General features: G+C 73.7%; 15 protein-coding genes. 2 read left to right on the top strand and 13 right to left on the bottom strand.

Annotated elements, in window-relative coordinates; translation table 11 throughout:
• Positions 1-20 precede the first annotated feature (20 nt).
• From CYJ76_RS07435 to CYJ76_RS07385, 12 genes are all read right to left on the bottom strand, one after another.
• Positions 21-1,127 (bottom strand): DUF4192 domain-containing protein, encoded by a 1,107-nt coding sequence (locus CYJ76_RS07435; protein ID WP_070705301.1) that lies wholly within the window; start codon positions 1,125-1,127, stop codon positions 21-23.
• 85 nt (positions 1,128-1,212) lie between these two features.
• Entirely contained in the window at positions 1,213-1,932 is a 720-nt protein-coding gene (locus CYJ76_RS07430) for an EcsC family protein (RefSeq protein WP_101849698.1), read from the bottom strand.
• A gap of 53 nt (positions 1,933-1,985) precedes the next feature.
• Entirely contained in the window at positions 1,986-3,059 is a 1,074-nt protein-coding gene (locus CYJ76_RS07425; RefSeq protein WP_070705299.1) for a PAC2 family protein, read from the bottom strand.
• A gap of 86 nt (positions 3,060-3,145) precedes the next feature.
• The gene (hrpA, locus tag CYJ76_RS07420; protein ID WP_101849712.1) at positions 3,146-7,216 is read right to left on the bottom strand and encodes an ATP-dependent RNA helicase HrpA; all 4,071 of its coding nucleotides are present in this window, start codon (positions 7,214-7,216) and stop codon (positions 3,146-3,148) included.
• Positions 7,213-7,374 carry a hypothetical protein gene (locus CYJ76_RS12480; RefSeq protein ID WP_180802245.1) on the bottom strand — a complete coding sequence of 54 codons (162 nt, stop codon included), beginning with the start codon at positions 7,372-7,374 and terminating at the stop codon, positions 7,213-7,215. The genes hrpA and CYJ76_RS12480 overlap by 4 nt, the downstream gene beginning before the upstream one ends.
• Before the next feature lie 17 nt (positions 7,375-7,391).
• On the bottom strand, positions 7,392-7,787 hold the full coding sequence (mnhG, locus tag CYJ76_RS07415; protein WP_269148616.1) for a monovalent cation/H(+) antiporter subunit G: 396 nt from the start codon (positions 7,785-7,787) through the stop codon (positions 7,392-7,394).
• Entirely contained in the window at positions 7,784-8,110 is a 327-nt protein-coding gene (locus CYJ76_RS07410) for a monovalent cation/H+ antiporter complex subunit F (RefSeq protein ID WP_070705140.1), read from the bottom strand. Before CYJ76_RS07410 ends, mnhG begins: the two co-directional genes overlap by 4 nt.
• A complete protein-coding gene (locus CYJ76_RS07405) occupies positions 8,107-8,619 on the bottom strand; it encodes a Na+/H+ antiporter subunit E (RefSeq protein ID WP_101849697.1) in 513 nt (170 codons plus the stop codon). Before CYJ76_RS07405 ends, CYJ76_RS07410 begins: the two co-directional genes overlap by 4 nt.
• Positions 8,619-10,208 (bottom strand): Na+/H+ antiporter subunit D, encoded by a 1,590-nt coding sequence (locus CYJ76_RS07400; RefSeq protein ID WP_070705142.1) that lies wholly within the window; start codon positions 10,206-10,208, stop codon positions 8,619-8,621. The genes CYJ76_RS07405 and CYJ76_RS07400 overlap by 1 nt, the downstream gene beginning before the upstream one ends.
• The gene (locus CYJ76_RS07395) at positions 10,205-10,792 is read right to left on the bottom strand and encodes a Na(+)/H(+) antiporter subunit C (protein ID WP_070705143.1); all 588 of its coding nucleotides are present in this window, start codon (positions 10,790-10,792) and stop codon (positions 10,205-10,207) included. The genes CYJ76_RS07400 and CYJ76_RS07395 overlap by 4 nt, the downstream gene beginning before the upstream one ends.
• Positions 10,789-13,800: a Na+/H+ antiporter subunit A gene (locus tag CYJ76_RS07390; RefSeq protein ID WP_101849696.1), complete on the bottom strand. Its 3,012-nt coding sequence runs from the start codon at positions 13,798-13,800 to the stop codon at positions 10,789-10,791. The genes CYJ76_RS07395 and CYJ76_RS07390 overlap by 4 nt, the downstream gene beginning before the upstream one ends.
• Positions 13,801-13,858: 58 nt before the next feature.
• Positions 13,859-15,076 carry a DUF445 domain-containing protein gene (locus CYJ76_RS07385; protein ID WP_238138184.1) on the bottom strand — a complete coding sequence of 406 codons (1,218 nt, stop codon included), beginning with the start codon at positions 15,074-15,076 and terminating at the stop codon, positions 13,859-13,861.
• 65 nt (positions 15,077-15,141) lie between these two features.
• On the opposite strand from CYJ76_RS07385, the gene CYJ76_RS07380 reads away from it, so the two are divergent.
• Complete coding sequence (locus CYJ76_RS07380; RefSeq protein ID WP_101849695.1) at positions 15,142-16,953, top strand: AMP-dependent synthetase/ligase; 1,812 nt, start codon at positions 15,142-15,144, stop codon at positions 16,951-16,953.
• On the opposite strand, the gene CYJ76_RS07375 is transcribed toward CYJ76_RS07380, so the two are convergent.
• The gene (locus CYJ76_RS07375) at positions 16,944-17,801 is read right to left on the bottom strand and encodes a hypothetical protein (RefSeq protein WP_101849694.1); all 858 of its coding nucleotides are present in this window, start codon (positions 17,799-17,801) and stop codon (positions 16,944-16,946) included. The two genes, CYJ76_RS07380 and CYJ76_RS07375, sit on opposite strands and share 10 nt — an antisense overlap.
• A gap of 227 nt (positions 17,802-18,028) precedes the next feature.
• On the opposite strand from CYJ76_RS07375, the gene CYJ76_RS07370 reads away from it, so the two are divergent.
• The coding region (locus CYJ76_RS07370) for an L-serine ammonia-lyase (RefSeq protein WP_101849693.1) at positions 18,029-19,235 on the top strand (1,207 nt) is incomplete at its 3' end.

The raw sequence follows: 19,235 nt of genomic DNA, 5'->3' as shown, positions 1-19,235 counted from the left end.
GTGGGTGAGTGGGCCCCAGCCTAGAGCCCGGCGACCCGCGCCGCACCGGGCCCCGCGGGACAGGCCGCGACACCCCCGTCCAGGGGGATGCCGTGGTGCACCAGCCGCAGCAGAAGCCCCGCCAGCGTGTGCCCCGGCTCGGCGTCCAGCGCCCGCTCCAGCAGGAAGCGGGCCACCACCCCGTCCCCGTTCCACCACGCCCACAGCCCGGCCGTGCACAGCAGCGGCCCCGCACAGGTGGAGGGCACCCGGGTGGCCAGCCGGCGCAGGTTCCCCGTGAGCGGCCACGCGGTCCACCGCATCGGGTGGTGGTGCTCGGCGGGGTCCCCGAGGGCCTTCTCCACCGCGGCCCAGGCGGAGGCGTCGAGCACGTCACGGGGCACGTCCCCGGGCGTCAGCCAGGCCACCAGGGCGTCGCGCACGTCCACCTGCCGCACCGCCCACAGGGCCGCCGCCACCTCCTCGTCGGTGAGCTCGGCCCCCTCCTCCCCCACCAACCGGGCCCACTGCGCCAGCGCCTCGCGCCGCAGCCGGGCCCGTCCCTTGCGGCCGGCCCACCGCTCGCGGGCCGCGTGGAGCGCCTCGGGGGTGAGCTCGTCCTCCTCGGACTGCACCCAGGGCAGCAGCAGCTCCTCGGCCGAGGCGTGCACCATCGCCCCGTCGGCGATGAGCGCGGTGGCCGCGGCGGACTCGTGGAGGCTGGGCACGGGGCGCGGCTCCCCGCAGAACGGGTCGTCGCAGGGGCACTCCGGCCGCCACCAGGAGCCCTCGCAGACCAGGGCCGCGCCCAGCACGTCCACGCCGGCCTCGAGGAACCAGTCCTCCGCCCGTGCCACCAGTCCCCCGACGTACTCCTCGTCCATCGGGTCCGACAGGTAGCCGATGACGGTGAGCCGGTCGAGACCGGCGCGCACGAGGGCCGGCAGCACCAGGGCCACGAGGTCCTCGGCGTCGGCGGCGGGGTCGCCCCACGCCTCGCGCGGCGGCAGGGCGATGCGTTGCAGTGCCACCCTGCCGGTGGGGGTCGGGCACACCAGCACCACCGCGTCGGTGGGGGTGAAGCCGGCCAGCAGCGGCACCACGGTGAGCAGGTCGGGCAGGTCTCGGACTCTGGGGATCGTCGTCATGCCCCCATGCCACCGGCCCCGGACCCGCTCGGGGACGGGTCCGGGGCCGGGGCTGTGGACGAGCAGAGCCTGCCCGAGGCCCTCCTCAGGCGCCCTGCTGCGGGAACTCCTCGCGCGCGTGGTCGATGATGCGGTTGAACATGTACACGTCCAGCCCGGCACCGATGACGCCGCCGGCCAGCGGGATCGCCTTGCCCAGGCGGGCCAGCACCTTCTCGCCGGTCTGCGCGAGCAGGCGGAAGCCCACGGCCTTGTTGACCACCATGAGCACCGGGGCCGGCAGCTGGCGGCTGGCCAGCGAGGCCAGGCGGCCACCGGAGACCAGGGTGCCGGGGATGCCGGCGGAGGTCAGGATGTCGCGGGCGTCGGCGCCCACCAGGGTGAGCAGCACCGCCGAGCGCAGCTCGGGCTGCTGCACGTCGTGGCCGCGCAGGTGCGCGATGGCCGCCACCGCCCGGGTGGTGAGCAGGTAGAACTCCACCACGTTGGCCGGCAGCGCCACCGGCATCGTGATGAGGCCACCGAGACCGGTGACGAAACCACCACCGGCGATCTTCTTGAAGTGCGAGGAAGCGATGATCTTCTCGGCCTTCGCGCGGTCGCCGCCGGCGGCCACGAGCGCCTTCTCGGCCACCTTCTGGGCGCCCTCCACCGGTCCCACGCCGTCGATGCCCACCTTCAGCAGGCGGTCGGCCAGAGCGTTGGCGGCCTTGTCCACCATGCCGGGGTCCTCGGTCCGGGCGGCCGCGGCAGCGCGGCGCTCCATCTCCTTGTCCTTGCTGCTCTGGCGCGAGAAAAGTCCCATGGCTCCTCCTGAGGTGGGGGACGGCGGTCCGGTGCTCGAATCTAGCCGACGGGTCAGCGCCACGAGGTGGAACCGCCGGCGCTCGGGGGGTGACCCTCGTCGCCGTCGGGCTCCTCCGGGTCGCCCTCGCCGCGGGCGTCGTCGGCGCGGGGGCCGCGGTCGGATGCCCCCTTGTCGGTGGGCTCGTCGTCGCCGGGCTCGTTGGGGGCGTCCTTCATCGTGGCGCCGGAGGCCAGCCACTCCTCGAGGTCCGAGGCGATCTCGTCCGGGCTGGGCAGCTTGGCCACGTCGTGCGCGGTGAGGCTGCGACGCTGCTGGGAGCCCATGAACTCGTCGAACTGCTGCTCCATGGTGCGCACCACCTCGAGCGCCTCGGGGTTCTGCTCCACCAGCTCGTCGAGTTCACGTCGGTTCACCGCCGCGCGCTCCTCCAGGCCGTCCATCGGTACCTGGATGCCGGTGGACTCCGAGAGCGCGTGCAGCGCCGCCACGGTGCCGTCGAGCATCTCCCGGTCGGCCAGGTAGCCCGGCACGTGCACCGCGAAACCGATGGTGTCGAAGCCCTCCTCACCGAAGCGCAGGTGGGCCAGGCCGTCCACGCTGCCGGGCACCTGCATGGTGCCGAAGACCGACGCGTGGTCGGCGATGAGGCGCTCGTCCGAGGCGTAGGCGGTCAGGCCCGTGGGGCGGGTGTGGGGCACCTGCATCGGCGCGCCGTGGGCCGAGACCAGGGTGCGCACGCCGAACTCGCGGGCCAGCACCTGCAGCGCGGCGATGAAGCGCTCCCACTGGTAGTCCGGCTCGGGGCCGTTGACCAGCAGGAAGTGCCGGCCGGCCGGGTCGGTCACCCGGTGCACCACGAGCGTGGGCGCCGCCACCGAGATGTACCGGTCGCGCTGGAAGGTCAGCAGCGGGCGGCGCGCCCGGTAGTCCAGCAGGGCGTCCACGTCGAAGGTGGCCACCACGCGCGACTCCATGGTGGCCAGCACGTGGGCCACGGCGTTCTTCTCCACGTCCCCGGCGTCCACCAGTCCCCCGGTGGCCAGCCACATCACGTCGGTGCGCACCGAGCGCGGGTCGATGTCGGTGGGGTCCTCGATCCGGAACAGTGCGGTGGGGTCCTGCACGCGGGGCCTCCCTGGGTCCGTGGTCCTGCGGCCGCCGTCGCGGCGGGGCTCGCGGGCCCCGGGGGGGTCACCGGGGCCGTGTGGGGTCAACGCCGCTGGCCGCGGCTCTGTTCCAGCGCCACCTCCACGGCGTCCATGGCCGCGTAGATGCGCTTCTCGCTCACCGCGTGCGCGGTGCCCAGCTGCTGGGCGAACAGGCTGACGCGCAGTTCCTCGGTCATCCACCGCAGGGCCCGCACGTCGGGTCGCAGGCGCTCGATGGCGTCCAGCCCGGCCAACAGGTCGCGCCGCTCGCGCTCCACGGTGTCCACCACGGCCTGTCGGTCGGCGTCGCGGGCGAGGTCGGTGGGCGCCTTGGTGGCGCGCACCTCCATCGCCCGCAGGTAGCGGGGCAGGTGACGCACCTGGGCGTACCCGGCCTCGGTGAGGAAGCCCGGGTGCACCAGACCCTTGAGCTGAGCGGTGAGGTCCGCGGCCAGCGGGGCCAGCCGGGGCGCAGTCATGCCCTCCACGGCGCGCTGCACCGCGGGGACGGCGGCGATGACGGGCCCGGCCGCCGCCACCATCTCCAGGATGCGGGGGGCGGCCTGCTGCTTTGCGGTGGCCAGCAGCTCGGCGAAGGCGGCCTCGTCGCGCACCGTGCCGGCGGTGGCCAGGCGCTCGGCGATGACCGAGTCCACGGCGGCGGCCAGTGCGTCGTCGAGCACCGCCTGGGTGGACCCGTGCGGGGCGGCGCCCAGAGCCAGCTTGGTCTGGTTGTCGACGCTGCGCAGGATGCGGTTCCACGGCGGGGTGAACCCGGCCAGCACGAGGCGGCGCAGGCCCAGTGCGTGCTCGTGCGCGGCCTGCCGCGGGTCGGCGAAGACCTGCACCCCGGCGGTGGTGCCCTCGTCCACGAGGGCCGGCCAGCCCTGCACGGCGCCGTCGTCGAAGTGGTCGGGCAGCTCGCCGATGCTCCAGCTCGTCAGGCCCGATGCGGTGAGCCCGGCGGCGGCGCCGGAGACGGCCTGCTGCAGCGACCCGGCCAGCTGGGCCTGCAGGGCGGTGAGGTCGGTGCCCTCGCCGAGGACCTTCGGCCCCCTGCCGCGGCGGCGCGGGCCGCCCTTGCCCCCGCGCTGGGGGCCGGACCCCTTCGGCCCCGGCTTCCCGGGTCCGCCGCCCGTACCGGTCTTGCCCGGCGCGGTGTCCTCGACCACGCGGAAGGTCATGCGCAGGTGCGCCGGCACGGTGGAGGCGTCGAAGTCAGCCGGGTCCAGCGGCGTACCGGTGCGCCGGGTGAGCGCCCGCGCCAGGGCGGCCGGGAAGCTGCCACTCCCCCGCACCGGCTGCGTGGCCGCGGCCCGCTCGTCACCCTCGAGCTCTGCTCGAAGGTCACCCAGGGCGGCCGCGGCGTGGTCCGGGGCGGGCACGAACGAGCGGCGCACTGCCTTGGGCAGGGAGCGCAGGAGCGCCACCGCCAGCTCCTCGCGCAGGCCCGGGACCTGCCAGTCGAAGCCCTCGTCGCGCACCCGGTTGAGCTGGCTCAACGTCAGGTGGACGGTCACACCGTCTGCCTCGGTGCCGGGCTCGAACTGGTAGGTCAGGGGCAGCTCCAGGTCGCCCTGCTGCCAGGTGGCCGGGAAGTCGGCCAGGTCCACGGCGGTGGGGTCCTCACCGGTCACCTCCTCCACCGACAGGTCGAGCAGGGCCGGGTCCTCGCGGCGGGCGGTCTTCCACCAGCTGTCGAAGTGCGCCCCGGAGACGACCTCGGCGGGCAGCCGCTCGTCGTAGAAGCCGAAGAGCGCCTCGTCGTCGAGCAGGTCGCGGCGGCGGGAGCGCGCCTCGAGCTGCTCGATCTCGGCGAGGACCTTCTTGTTGTGGCCCCAGAAGGCGTGGCCGGTGTGCCAGTCCCCCTCCACCAGGGCGTGGCGGATGAAGAGCTCGCGCGCCAGCGCCGGGTCGACCCTCGCCAGGCCCACTTGCCGCCCGGCCACCAGCGGGATGCCCAGCAGGGTCACCCGCTCGTCGGCCACGGCCGAGCCCCGCTTGGAGGACCACCGCGGCTCGGAGTACTGCCGCTTCACCAGGTGCGCGGCGGCCTCCTCCACCCACGCCGGGTCCACCGTGGCATTGGTGCGCGCCCACAGCCTGGTGGTCTCCACCAGCTCGGCCGAGACGATCCAGTCCGGACGGGTGCGGAAGAGCCCCGAGCCGGGCTGGATGGAGAAGTGCGCCCCCCGGGCGCCCAGGTAGTCCCGGGCCTCCCGGTCGCGCAGGCCCACCTGGCTGAGCAGGCCGGGCAGCAGGCTGCGGTGCACCACCTCGGCCTTGGCCGGGTCCACCGGCGCGAAGCCCTCGTCGCGCTGCCGGGCGCGGTCGGACTCCACGCCCACCGACGAGTCCGCCCAGCCCAGGCCCTTCACCACGCTGCGCAGCTGGTGGTGCACGTCCACCCACTCGCGCAGCCGCAGGTAGTGCAGGAACTCCGCGTGGCACAGGCGGCGGAAGGCCGAGCCCGACAGCGTGCCCTTGCGCTCGCGCACGTAGGCCCACAGGTTGAGCAGGGCCACGAAGTCGGAGTTCTCGTCCTTGAACCGGGCGTGCAGCTGGTCGGCGCGCTCGCGCTTCTCGGCCGGACGCTCCCGCGGGTCCTGGATACTCAGCCCGGCCACGATGACGAGCACCTCGGCCAGCGCCCCACGGCGGTGGGCCTCGAGCAGCATCCGGGCCAGGCGCGGGTCGGCCGGGATGGACGCCAGCTGGCGCCCCTCCTCGGTGAGGCGCACGACACCGCCGGAGGAGGCGGTCTGCCGGGTCACGGCCCCCAGCTCGTGGAGCAGGCGCAGGCCGTCGGTGACCAGCCGGGAGTCCGGCGGGTCCACGAAGGCGAAGCGCTGCACGTCGCCCAGCCCCAGGTGCGCCATCTGCAGGATGACGCTGGCCAGCGAGGTGCGCTGGATCTCCGGGTCGGTGAACTGCGGGCGCGCCTCGAAGTCCTCCTGGGAGTACAGGCGGATGCAGATGCCCGCGCTCACGCGTCCGGAGCGGCCCGCACGCTGGTTGGCCGAGGCCTGGGAGATCTTCTCGATGGGCAGGCGCTGCACCTTGAGCCGCTGGGAGTACCGGCTGATGCGCGCCGTGCCGGTGTCCACGACGTACCGGATGCCGGGCACGGTGAGCGAGGTCTCGGCCACGTTGGTGGCCAGCACCACGCGGCGCTTCGTGTGGGGCGCGAAGACGCGCTGCTGCTCGGCGGCCGAGAGGCGACCGTAGAGCGGCACGATCTCTGTGCCCGGCAGCTTGAGCCCCTCGAGGCCGTCCACGGCGTCGCGGATCTCCCGCTCGCCGGAGCAGAACACGAGGATGTCGCGGTCCTGCGGGCGTGGGTCGTCGGCGGGCACGTCCTCGGTCCAGAGCTCCTGCACCGCCTCGGCGATGCCGGTGACCTGGTCGATCTCCTCCTCGGAGTAGGTGCTCTCGTCGTAGCCCTCGGGGTCCTCCAGGGCGTGCGGGTTGGAGGCGTCCAGGGTGCTCAGCGGGCGGTAGCGCACCTCCACCGGGTAGGTGCGCCCGGAGACCTCCACCACCGGCACCGGGCCGCCCACGGCGTCGGCGAAGTGGTCGGCGAAGCGCTGCGGGTCGATGGTGGCCGAGGTGATGATCACCTTGAGGTCCGGCCGCTGGGGCAGCAGCTGGTGCAGGTAGCCGAGGATGAAGTCGATGGTGAGGCTGCGCTCGTGCGCCTCGTCGATGATGAGCGTGTCGTAGGCGCGCAGCTGCCGGTCGAACTGCATCTGGTTGAGCAGGATGCCGTCGGTCATCACCTTGACCAGCGTCTGCGGGCTGGTCATGTCGGTGAAGCGCACCTGGTAGCCGACCGGGCCGGTGGGGTCCTCGAGCTCGACGCCCAGCTCGTGGGCGATGCGGTCGGCCACGGAGCGGGCCGCGATGCGGCGGGGCTGGGTGTGGCCGATCATGCCGGTGACGCCGCGCCCGAGCTCCAGACAGATCTTGGGCAGCTGAGTGGTCTTGCCCGATCCGGTCTCGCCGGCCACCACGACCACCTGGTGGTCGCGGATGGCGGCCGCCAGGTCGTCCTTGCGGTCGACGACGGGCAGGTCGGGCCAGGTGAGCTCCGGCACCGAGGCGCGGCGGGCCTCGACCTGCTCGGGGGTCAGCGGGCGCGGACCCCGCGGAGCGCGGGCCCCACCGCGGGGTCCGCGTCCTCCCCCACGACCACCACGGCCGCGGCCCCGACCACGACCCCGACCACGACCTGCGCCGGCACCACCGGCGTCACCACGGCCCCGTCCCGGCGCACCGCGACGGGGGCCACCGGGCTGCTCGGGCCCCTCAGCCATCGGCCCGGGTGGCGCGCGCACCGGCCCCGGCGGCGGACGCGCTGGACGGCGTGCCGGCCTGCCCGTCGGCGGCGGCAGGGTCCTCGTACAGCGGCAGGCGCACCTGCCCGGTGCGCAGGGCACCTCGGCCCACCATGTGCGCCGAGACCGGGGCGGTGAGGAACTGGAAGAGCACGGTCAGGGCCACGGCACCCCACACCGCCCACTCGCGCACCACGAGGCACAGGCCCAGGCCCAGCAGCACCAGGCCCAGGGTCTGCGGCTTGGTGGCGGCGTGCATGCGGGTGAGCACGTCGGGGAAGCGCACCAGCCCGATGGCGGCCACGAGCGAGAGCAGCGAACCCACGAGCATGAGCACGCCGGCGACGATCTGCAGGACGTCGGTCACGAGGGCCTCCCGTCGGCGGACATGTCGACCCGCTCGTCGCGGGCCCAGCCGCGGTCGCGGTCGCGGGCGGCGTAGCGGCCGGCGGCCACCGCCCCCAAGAAGGCCACGAGCGACAGCGAGACCATCACCGTGGTGACCTGCGGGAACTGCCACCAGGCACCGATGAGGCAGAAGAAGCCGAAGAGCACGCTCACGAGCACGTCGGAAGCCACCATGCGGTCCAGCCCCGCGGGTCCCCGCACGATGCGCACCAGGGCCAGGCCAGCGGCGGCCACCAGCACCGCAGCCGCCCCGGCCATGAGCCAGATCGCGATCTCGTTCATCGGTCCTCCCGGCGGTAGTCGGCGTCGAAGGCGGCCAGCACGCGGCGCTCCTGCTCCAGGCACTCCTGGCGCACGGCCTCGGCGTCGGCCTCGTCCTTCACGCCCAGGCAGTGCACATGCGCCACCCGGGTCTCGTCGTCGAGGTCGATCACCATCGTGCCCGGCACGAGGGTGATGAGCTCGGAGGTGATGGTCTGGAAGAGCTCCTCGTCGGCGGCGAAGCGCACCGTGATGATGGCCGCGTCCGTCGTCCGGCCGGGAAGCAGGGCCATCATCGAGACGTCCCAGACCGCCTTGGCGAGGTCCTTGAGGAAGAGCACCACGAGCACCAGCAGCGCCCACGGCCGCACCGTCGCGTTGAGGTTGAGCCGCGGCAGCGGCGAGGCGAGGGTCACGAAGAGCCCGGCCACCAGGCCACCGAAGAGGATCATCGGCGAGTACGAGCCCCACGCCACGACCCACACGACCACGAGCCACAGCAGCGGGAGGAGCTGGAGTCGGCGCACCATCAGTGACCCCCTTGCTCGGTCGGGTCGAGCGGGGCCGGGTAGTGGCTGCCCGCGGTGTCCGCGGCGTCGGCCACGGCCTGCACGTAGCTGCTCCGGTTCACCAGGTCGGCCGCGGCGCGCTCGCTCACCCCGTAGATCGGGCCGGCGAAGACCGTCAGGCCGATGCCGACGAGCACCAGCACACCGGTGGGCAGGAACAGCCCGGGGCCGATGGGCACGGCCTGCTGCCCCATCCCCTCGGCGCGGTTGGGGGCGCCCCAGAAGGACTTGGCCCAGGTCTTGGCGATGGCGTACAGCGTGAGCAGCGAGGTGACCACGCTGCCGGCCACCAGCAGCCACAGCATCGGGGTGCCGATCTGGGCGGCGGCCCGCATGAGACCGACCTTGCCGATGAACCCGGAGAACGGCGGGATGCCCGCGAGATTCATGGCCGGGACGAACCACAGCAGCGCGATCCACGGCGCGGTGCGGATGAGGCCGCCCAGACGGTCGAGCGTGCTCACGCCCGTGCGGCGCTGCACCATGCCCGTCACGAGGAACAGCGTGGCCTGGATGAGGATGTGGTGGATCACGTAGAAGATCGCCGCGGCGATGCCGGCCGGCGTGCCGATGGCCAACCCGAAGAGCATGTAGCCGATGTGGCTCACGAGGGTGAACGAGATCATCCGCTTGACCTCGGTCTGCGCCACGGCGCCGAGGATGCCCACCACCATCGTGAGCAGCGCCGCCCAGAGCATGAGCTCGTGGAGGATGCCGCCTGGGAAGACGAGGGTCTGCGTGCGGATCATCGCGTACACGCCCACCTTGGTGAGCAGACCGGCGAAGACGGCCGTGACCGGCGCCGGCGCCGTCGGGTAGGAGTCCGGCAGCCAGGAACTCATGGGGAACACGGCGGCCTTGATGGCGAAGCCCACCAGCAGCAGCGCCTGCAGCATCACCTGCGTGCCCTGGGGCAGCTCGGCCATGCGCTGGGAGACCTGCGCCAGGTTCACCGTGCCGGTGGCGGTGTAGACCATGGCCACGGCGAAGAGGAACACCGTGGAGCTCAGCAGCGAGACGAAGGCGTAGGTGACGCCGGCGCGCACGCGGGAGACCGTGCCGCCGAGCGTGAGCAGCACGAAGCTGGCACCGAGCAGCACCTCGAAGCCCACGTACATGTGGAACAGGTCGCCGGAGACGAAGGTGGTGGCCACGCCGGCGGTCATCACCAGCAGCGAGGGGTGGAAGATCGGCAGCGGGGCCTTGCCGCTGGCCTCCTGGTCGAAGGACTCGCGCCCCTCGGCGTTGGAGTACCAGAGCACACCCAGGATGATCGTGAAGCCCACGATGAGCATGAGCGCCGAGAGCCGGTCGACCACCAGCACGATGCCCTCGTAGGGCACCCAGGCACCGGTGGCCACCACCTGCGGGCCGCGAGTGTCCGCGGCCCACAGCAGCAGCACCGAGCCGGCCAGGCAGGCCGCCACCACGGCGGTGGAGATGATGCGCTGCACCAGCGTGTGCCGCCCGGCGGCGAGCGTCACGCCCGCGGCCAGCAGCGGCAGCATCACCAGCAGCGGCGCGATGAAGGAGAGGTTCACCTCGCTCATCTGCGGCCTCCCCTCGAGTCCACGGGCGGTTGGTCGTCCTCGAGCGGCTGGAAGGCCCGCGCGCGGTGGCGGCGGATCTCCCGGCGGCGCTCCTTGAAGCGGCGCACGGCCAGCTCCATGTAGTGGTCGCCCTCGGCGTCCACGTCCACGTCGTCCACGTCGTCGGGCGTGAGGTCGTCGTCGCCGGCGAAGTCCGAGCCGGACATGTCGCTGCGGTCGGCCCGCAGCACGATGCGCAGGTCCTCCGGGTCGTGGGTGACGCGGTCGGTGCCGGCCAGCTGCCACGAGCGGTGCGCCAGGGCCAGCAGGAAGGCCACGAGCCCCAGCGAGATGACGATCGCGGTGAGCATCATCGCCTGCGGCAGCGGGTCGGCCATGTCCTCGCCGGGCACCTGCCCGATGATCGGCGGCTCCCCGGGCGGGGACGCGGCACCCAGGAAGAGCAGGTTGACGCCGTTGCCCACCAGCACGAAGCCGATGAGCATGCGCACGATCGAGCGCGCCAGCATCAGGTACACACCGCAGCCCACGAGCACGGCACCGACGCCGAGGAGGGCCAGGGAGGGGGTCATCGGCTCGCTCACGCGTCCACCTCCGGTCGTTCGACGGGTCGGTCGGTGTGGCGCAGGCCGTAGCGGTGGAACTCGTCGTCCGCGTGGCGGCTCAGCGCGTCACGGTGCCCCTCGCCGCGCTCGGACTCGATCTGCTGGTCCACGCCGGCACCGAGGCTCGTGAGCAGGCCCACGCCCATGCCGACGACCACGAGGTAGACCCCGACGTCGAAGAAGGCGGGGGTCACCAGGTGCAGGTGGCCCAGCACCGGGACGTCCAGGTTGAACACCCACGACTGCAGGGGCTCTCCCCCGGCCACCATGCCGAGCACACCGGTGGTCACCGCGAGGCCCAGGCCGGCGCCCATGAGCGTGCCCGAGAGCACCGGGGCCGCGGCGCGCAGCTCGTCGGCCTCACCGGCCAGGTAGCGCACGGTGAGCGCCAGCGTGGCGATGAGGCCGCCGGCGAAGCCGCCGCCGGGGGCGTCGTGGCCCACGAGCAGCACGTACAGGCTCCACACCACCATCGAGTGGAAGACCAGGCGGGTGACCACCTCGAGCACCGCCGAGCGGCGGGTGTGCTTCATGTTCACCGCGTCGGCCAGCCAGCGGGAGCCCTCGGTGTCGGCCTCCAGGTGCATGGTGCGGCGGGTGCGGGTGGCCGACGCGGCGACGCGGGCGGTCTCCAGCACCTCCTCTCGCAGGAAGACCAGCGAGGCCACACCGGTGGCGCAGACGAGCACCACGGCGATCTCACCCATGGTGTCCCAGCCTCGGGTGTCCACGAGGATCACGTTGACCACGTTGTGGCCACCGCCCTTGGTGTACGCGGTCTCCAGCAGGCCGGCGCTGGCCGGGACGTGCGCGCGGGAGGCCGCGGAGACCAGCGCCACCAGGGTGAGCACACCGGCCACCCCCACGGCGATGAGCACGCGCAGCACCTTCTCGACCCGGCGCGGGGTGTCCGGGAACTGGCCGGCCATGCGGCGCAGCACGAGGATGAACACCACGATGGAGATGCTCTCCACCATGAGCTGCGTGAGCGCGAGGTCCGGGGCGCCGTAGAGCATGAAGAGCGCCGCCGAGCCGTAGCCGGTGACGCCGGCGAGCACCACCGCGCGCAGGCGGCGGGTGGAGAGCGCGGCCAGCACACCGGCGGCGGCGGTCACCACGGCCACGCCCAGCTGGGCCCACGAGTCCATGAGGCGGTAGTGCTCGGGCATCGGCACGTCCTGCATGAGCAGGACCCCCACCGGCACGGCCACGGCCACCACGAAGATCATGCCCAGGGTCACCGGCAGCGAGCCGCGCTGGAACAGGCCCGTGACCGCCAGCGCGCCCCGGTCCACCGCGCGCATGGTCAGCTGGAAGCCGCGCTCGGCGCCGGGCAGGCCCAGGGCGGCCACGCCGCGCTGGAAGCCGTTGACCTGGCGGCGACGCAGGTGCAGCACCACACCGACGGCGTAGGTGAGCAGCGTGAAGGCCAGGACCACGGTCCAGCCGTGCCAGAGCCCCAGGTGCAGCGGGTGCTCCGAGGCCGGCCAGAAGGACGCGTAGTTGCCCACCACCGGCTCCAGCAGGGGGCCGCTGGCCAGGCCGAGCACGATGGTGCCGACGGCCAGCAGGGCGGGGCTGGCCTGGAGGAAGAAGCCCGGGGCGTGCACCGGCGTGGCCGGCTTGGTGCGCTGGGTGCGGAAGGCGCCCCACAGGAAGCGCGCTGAGTAGGCGAAGGTCATCATCGAGCCGACGAGCACGACCAAGAAGGCCACACCCTCCCGCGTGGCCCAGCCGTGCACCGTCGGGTCGAGCGCCGTGTAGGCGCCCTCCTTGCTCACGAAGCCGAGCAGCGGCGGCAGGCCCGCCATCGAGGCCGCGGAGACGCAGGCGGTGGCGAAGAGCAGCGGCATGCTCCGCGACAGGCCCGAGAGGCGGCGCAGGTCGCGGGTGCCGGTGCAGTGGTCGATGGCGCCGACCACGAGGAACAGCGAGCCCTTGAACAGGGCGTGGGCCAGCAGCAGCACCAGGCCCGCGCGGGCGGCGTCCTGGGTGCCGTGGCCGACCACGAGCACGAGGAAGCCCAGCTGGCTCACGGTGCCGTAGGCCAGCACCAGCTTGATGTCCACCTGGCGCAGCGAGCGGTAGGCACCCACCAGCATCGTGGGGCCACCGAGCAGCAGCACGGCCCACTGCCACACCTCGAGGTGGGCGAAGGCCGGGGCGAAACGGGCCACCAGGTAGATGCCGGCCTTCACCATGGCCGCCGCGTGCAGGTAGGCGCTCACCGGCGTGGGCGCGGCCATGGCGCCCGGGAGCCAGAAGTGGAAGGGCACCTGGGCCGACTTGGTGAAGGCACCCACGAGCAGCAGCACCACCGAGGTGGTGACCAGGGCGTCCACCTGCGGCGGGTGCGCCAGCAGGTTGCTGATGGAGTAGCTGCCCGTCGCGGCCCCCAGGCCGATGATGCCCACGAGCATGGCCAGCCCACCGCCGGCGGTGATGACCAGCGCCTCCATGGCCGCCGAGCGGGAGTGGCGCGAGGTGATGCGGTGCCCGATGAGCAGGAAGGACAGGATGCTGGTGAGCTCCCAGAACACGTAGAGCACCAGCATGTTGTCGGTGGTGACCAGGCCCAGCATCGCGCCGGCGAAGGCGGTGAGCGAGCCGGCGAACAGGCCCAGCCCCTCCTCGTCGTCGGAGAAGTACCCGGTGCAGTAGAGCAGCACGAGCGTGCCCACGCCGGCCACCACCATCGCCAGCAGCCAGGACAGGCCGTCGAGGCGGAAGTCCAGGTCCATGCCCAGCTGGGGCACCCAGGTCCACGACTCGGTGACCGCCGGCGGCAGTCCGGCCGACCCATGGCCGACCCCGTGGTGGGGGTGGTCGGTGGCGCCGGCGTGCACGGTCGCGGCCTGGCGCACGAGGTAGACCACGGTGGCCAGCGACGGCACCGAGAGCGGGATGAACGCCCGGGAACCCATCGCGCGGACGAGCCACGGCGCGGCCAGGGCGGCCACGAGGTGCGCGAGGATCAGCACGAGCACGGGGCGCCTCCTGGGGTGGGCCGGTCGGGGGTGGGTCGCACGGATTCTACGAGGCGGCTCACAGGACCTGGGTGAGGGCGTGCAGCACCAGCCCCACGAGTCCGCCCACGACCGTGCCGTTGATGCGGATGAACTGCAGGTCCTTGCCCACGTAGGCCTCGAGGAGCTCCGCGGTCTGCGTGGCGTCCCAGCCGGCCACGGTGTCGGAGATCACGCCGGCGAGCTCGGAGCCGTGCCGCTCCACGAGGGCACCCACCACCTCGGCGCTGCGCTCGTCCAGCGAGGCGCACACGGCCGGGTCGGCGGCCACGCCGCGGGCCGCCTCGGCGAGCGCCGTGGCGGCACGGCGCGGCAGCACCCCGTCGGGGTCGGCGAGCGCCTCGTCCAGGACCACCGCCAGGCCCTCCCACAGCTCGGCCACGGTGGTGGCCGCCGAGGGGTCGGTGAGCACCCGTTCCTGCAGGCGCGCCATCGCCTCGGCGGTGCCGGGGTCGTGCTGCAGGTCCCGGGCCAGGTCCCCCAGCAGGTCGTCGACGCTGGCGCGGACGCGGTGGTCGGGCTGGCGCTGCACGTCACGCGCCCAGCCCAGCAGCTCGGCGTGGATGCGTTCCACCACCGCGTCGTCCACCCACTGGGGCGACCACCACGGCGCCCGGGTGCGCACGATGAACTGCACACGCTCGGGGTGCGCGGTCAGCCAGTCCACGGCCTCGTCCACCACGAGGTCCACCAGCCGGCGGTGCGCCCCGGTGCGCAGCACCTCCTCGAGCCAGCGCCCGGCCAGCGGGGCCAGGGGCTCGCGGGCCAGGCGCGGCAGCAGGTGCTCGCCGGCCACCTCGGCCACGGTCCGGCGGTCGGCGGCGGCCAGGGCGCGTCGGGCGGCGGGCAGCAGCTCCGTCACCACGGAGCGGGCGTTCTCCTCGCGCCCCACCCAGCGGGCCGCGCGGGCGCTCACCCCGGCGCGCACCCACCGGTCACGGGCGGTGGGACCGGTGAGGAAGTTGGTGGCCACGAAGTCCTCGAGCGCCCGGCCGATGTCGTCCTTGCGCCGCGGGATGATCGCGGTGTGCGGCACCGGCACGCCAAGGGGGTGGCGGAAGAGGGCGGTGACGGCGAACCAGTCGGCCACCGCGCCCACCATCGAGGCCTCCGCGGCGGCGTGGACGTAACCCCAGGCGCCGTCGTCGGGGGTGAGCAGGAAGACCACCGCCGCCAGGAGCAGCAGCCCGGTGGCCACGGCCTGCATGCGGCGCACGGCCGCCCGGTCCGGTGTCATGGCGCCATGGTTCCACGCGGTCCTCCCCAGCCGGGCGGGCGCCCCGGGTGCGTACCCTGACCCGCATGTCGACGCTCGCACCGCTCAGCCAGCACCTCCGCGACACCGCCGCGGCCCACCCGGGGGTGGTGGCCCAGCGCGAGCTCGTCGACGGCACCTGGCAGGAGTGGACCTACGCCGAGTTCGCCGAGCGCGCCACCGCCCTGGCCGCCCACCTGGTGTCCCACGGCCTGGGCACCGGGGACCGCGTGGCCCTGGTCTCCCCCAACTGCCCGGCCTGGTCGGTGGTCGACTACGGCGCGATGTCGGCCGGCGCCACCGTGGTGCCGGTGCACCTGACCTCCGGCTCGGCCCAGAAGCGCTACGTGCTGGAGCACAGCCGCGCCACCGTGGTGGCCGTGCTGGGCGACGAGGAGCTCGCCCTCGTGGCCGACATGGTGGACACCGCGCACCTGCAGCAGGTGCTGGCCCTGGAGTGCTCCCCCGCCGCGCGGGAGGCCGCCGCGTCCACCACGGGGGCCCCGGTGGTGGACCTCGAGGAGGCGGTGGCCACCGGACGCGCCGCCGACGCGGCCACGCGCGCCGAGGTGGTGCGCCGCATCGAGCAGGCGGACCTGGACGACCTGGCCACGATCCTCTACACCTCGGGCACCACCGGGGTGCCCAAGGCCGTGCCGCTCACGCACCGCAACCTCACCACCCAGTTCGCCACCATCGCCGAGCGCTTCGACTACGCGCCGGGTCAGCGCTCCCTGAGCTTCCTGCCGCTCTCCCACGCCCTGGAGCGCGCGTGGACCGCGTTCGGCGTGCAGCAGGGCCTCACCATCGCCTACTGCCGCAACCCGCGGGAGGTGCAGCCGCTGCTGGCCGCCGCCCGGCCGCAGGTGATGGTGAGCGTGCCCCGCCTCTACGAGCGCGTCTACGCCGGTGCCCACGCCAACGCCGACAGGAACGGCGTCACACGGCGCCTCTTCGACTGGGCGATGCGGGTGGGACTGCGCCGCAACCTGGCCCGCCGCAGCGGCGAGCGCGTCCCGGTGGCCACCGAGGCCGCCTACCGCGTGGCCGACCGGCTCGTGCTGCACCGCATCCGCGACGTGCTGGGCGGGCCCAAGACGTGCATGGCCGCCGGCGGTGCCGCGCTGCGCCGCGAGGTGGAGGAGTTCCTGCTGGCCGCCGACCTGCTGGTCTCGCAGGGGTACGGCCTCTCGGAGACCTCCCCGGTGGTCTCCTGCCCCGGTGTGCGCACCTGGCGGTTCGGCACCGTCGGCCAGCCGATCCGCGGCATGGAGGTGCGCATCGTGCCCCAGCCCGACGGGCCGGACACCCCGGGCGTCGGCGAGATCCAGGTGCGCGGCGACGGCGTGTTCTCCGGCTACCTGCCCAATCTCGACGGCAGCGACCCCGCGCCGGGGGCGTTCACCGAGGACGGGTGGTTCCGCACCGGGGACCTGGGCCGTCTGGACGAGGACGGCTTCCTCTCCCTGACCGGCCGGTCCAAGGAGATCATCGTCACCGACGGCGGGCGCAACGTCGCCCCGGCCGCCATCGAGGGCGTGCTGGAGAGCGACGAGGTCATCGAGTACTCGATGGTCGTGGGCGACGGCCGCCCCTACCTGACGGCCGTGGTGTCGCTGGACGCCGCGGCGGTGTCCGAGCAGCTCGGCGAGGTCTCCGGCGAGGAGCTGCAGCGCCTGGTGGCCGAGCGGGTGTCGGCGCTCACCGCCGACCTCGCCCGCTACGAGCACATCACCAAGGTCGTGGTGGCCCCCGAGCCGTTCACGATGGAGGGCGGGGAGCTGACCCCCACGCTCAAGGTGCGCCGCGCGGTGGTGGCCGAGAAGTACGCCCGCGAGCTCGACGCGCTCTACCGCTGAGGCGGCAGGAAGACCACGCGGTCGCTCAGCTCGAAGGCCTGCACCACGTCGAGCACGGTGTCCTGCGGGTCCTTCACGCCGAACACCACCGGGAAGCGGGCGGTCTCCCCGGGCTCCAGGTCCTGGGCGGGCTGGGAGTTGATGCCGTTGCCGGAGTCGAAGACCCGGGAGGCCGGCTCCCCGGCGCTCTGGGCACTGATGCGGAAGTCGCTGAGCCGGAAGGACTCCGGGCTGCGGTTGGTGAGCGTCACCTCGTAGCGCTCGAACTGGCTGAAGCCGTCGGTGCCGGCCGCCGCCGGGGAGGGGATGAAGGGCTCCCCCTCGGTCACGTGCGCGACGAGGCCGGACTCCCACCGGAACGCCTCGCCCCGGTGCGGGATGGAGGGCTCGCTCACCACCTTGCCCAGGGAGTCGGCGGCCCCGGCCTCGGCCGGCTCGGACGCGCCGTCCTCGGGGAACGGCGTCTCGGAGGAGTCGGTGCCCGTGGCGTCGTCGCTCTCGGTGGCGCCGTCGCTCTCCGACGGGGTCGGCTCGCCCTCGCTGCTCGTGGGCTCGGTGCTCGCGGGCTCGCCGGGGGTCTCCCCAGGCGTCGTCCCCGGCGCGCCGTCGCCGGTCGGCGCGGCGTCCCCCGTCGGGTCGGTCGCCCCCTCGGAGGAGGACGGGGAGGCCTCCGTGGGCGCCTCGGTGGAGGTGGCGCTGCTCGTCGGGTCGCTGCTCGCTCCCCCGATGCCGATGGAGACCCCACCGCACCCGGCCACGGCGCCGCTGGCCACCAGCGCCGCACCCGCCACCAGCAGGGTGCGTCCGCGCGCGGCGCGGGGCGTGGGGGTGGGGCGGCGCAGCGGCATCGGTGTCCTCCTGGTCGGGCCGGTCGGCCGGGGCGGGCCGCCCTCCCCCGGGAGTCGCGGCCAGGCACACCGGCGGCACCCCATGCTACGGCAGCACGCCGGGGCCTCCCGGGCGGCCGCGCCCCGGCGGGCGCGCGCCATCGTGCGCGCGGAGGGTTCGGTGAGACACTGTGCGACGGCCCGCGACCACCCCCGCGGGCACCGTCTACCCCCACCAAGGAGTGACAGTGGCGCTCAGCGTGTTCGACCTGTTCTCGATCGGCATCGGCCCCTCCAGCTCGCACACCGTCGGGCCGATGCGGGCCGCCGTGATGTTCGCGGAGAAGCTCGGCGAGGAGGGCGTGCTCGAGAAGGTGGAGCGCATCCACGCCCAGCTGTACGGCTCGCTCGGCGCCACCGGCGTGGGGCACGGCTCGGACAAGGCCGTCATGCTCGGCCTGGCCGGTGAGCGCCCCGAGGTCTGCGACCCGCGCGCCGTGGAGGACACCCTGCAGCGCATCCGGCAGGACAAGCGCCTGCCGCTCAACGGCGGCCGCGAGATCCGCTTCGACGAGGACACCGACCTCGTGCTCCACCGCCGCAAGACCCTGCCGCTGCACCCCAACGGCATGAGCTTCACCGCCTTCGACGCCGACGGCACCCAGCTCAGCGAGCACGTCTACTACTCCGTGGGCGGCGGCTTCGTGGTCAACGAGAACGCCGACGGCGAGACCCACATCGTGGAGGACGACACCCCGCTGCCGCACTACTTCACCACCGGCGACCAGCTGCTGGCCATCTGCCGCGAGACCGGCATGACCATCCCGCAGGTGATGATGGAGAACGAGAAGGTGTGGCGCTCCGAGGAGGAGGTGCGCGCCGGCCTGCTGGAGATCTGGCAGGTGATGCGCGAGTGCGTGCACAACGGCACCCACGCCACCGGCACCCTGCCCGGCGGGCTCAAGGTGCCGCGCCGCGCCCCCGCCCTGTGGGAGGCGCTGGAGCAGGCCGGCCGCGAGTCCACCGACCCGCTGTCGGGCATGGACTGGATCACCGTGTACGCGCTGGCGGTCAACGAGGAGAACGCCTCGGGCGGCCGCGTGGTGACCGCCCCCACCAACGGTGCGGCCGGCATCATCCCGGCGGTGCTGCACTACTACGTGGACTTCGTGCCCGGCGCCGACGACGACGGCGTGGTCGACTTCCTGCTCACCGCCGGCGCCATCGGCGTGGTGTTCAAGGAGAACGCGTCCATCTCCGGTGCCGAGGTGGGCTGCCAGGGAGAGGTCGGCTCGGCCTGCTCGATGGCGGCCGGCGCGTTCGCGCAGGTCATCGGCGGCACGCCCGAGCAGGTGGAGAACGCCGCCGAGATCGGCATGGAACACAACCTGGGCCTCACCTGCGACCCGGTGGGCGGCCTCGTGCAGATCCCCTGCATCGAGCGCAACGCCGTGG

The organism is Kytococcus schroeteri (assembly GCF_002847825.1).
In the GTDB taxonomy this organism is placed as follows: Bacteria; Actinomycetota; Actinomycetes; order Actinomycetales; family Dermatophilaceae; genus Kytococcus; species Kytococcus schroeteri.
Note: the sequence above shows the minus strand (reverse complement) of the source record. Positions and strands in the feature narration are given on the sequence as shown.

What these genes read in the sequence shown, in the direction of transcription:
- CYJ76_RS07435 (WP_070705301.1), bottom strand. Translation starts at nt 1,127, where the DNA reads ATGACGACGATCCCCAGAGTCCGAGACCTGCCCGACCTGCTCACCGTG.
- CYJ76_RS07430 (WP_101849698.1), bottom strand. Translation starts at nt 1,932, where the DNA reads ATGGGACTTTTCTCGCGCCAGAGCAGCAAGGACAAGGAGATGGAGCGC.
- CYJ76_RS07410 (WP_070705140.1), bottom strand. Translation starts at nt 8,110, where the DNA reads ATGAACGAGATCGCGATCTGGCTCATGGCCGGGGCGGCTGCGGTGCTG.
- CYJ76_RS07405 (WP_101849697.1), bottom strand. Translation starts at nt 8,619, where the DNA reads ATGGTGCGCCGACTCCAGCTCCTCCCGCTGCTGTGGCTCGTGGTCGTG.
- CYJ76_RS07400 (WP_070705142.1), bottom strand. Translation starts at nt 10,208, where the DNA reads ATGAGCGAGGTGAACCTCTCCTTCATCGCGCCGCTGCTGGTGATGCTG.
- CYJ76_RS07385 (WP_238138184.1), bottom strand. Translation starts at nt 15,076, where the DNA reads ATGACACCGGACCGGGCGGCCGTGCGCCGCATGCAGGCCGTGGCCACC.
- CYJ76_RS07380 (WP_101849695.1), top strand. Translation starts at nt 15,142, where the DNA reads ATGTCGACGCTCGCACCGCTCAGCCAGCACCTCCGCGACACCGCCGCG.
- CYJ76_RS07375 (WP_101849694.1), bottom strand. Translation starts at nt 17,801, where the DNA reads ATGCCGCTGCGCCGCCCCACCCCCACGCCCCGCGCCGCGCGCGGACGC.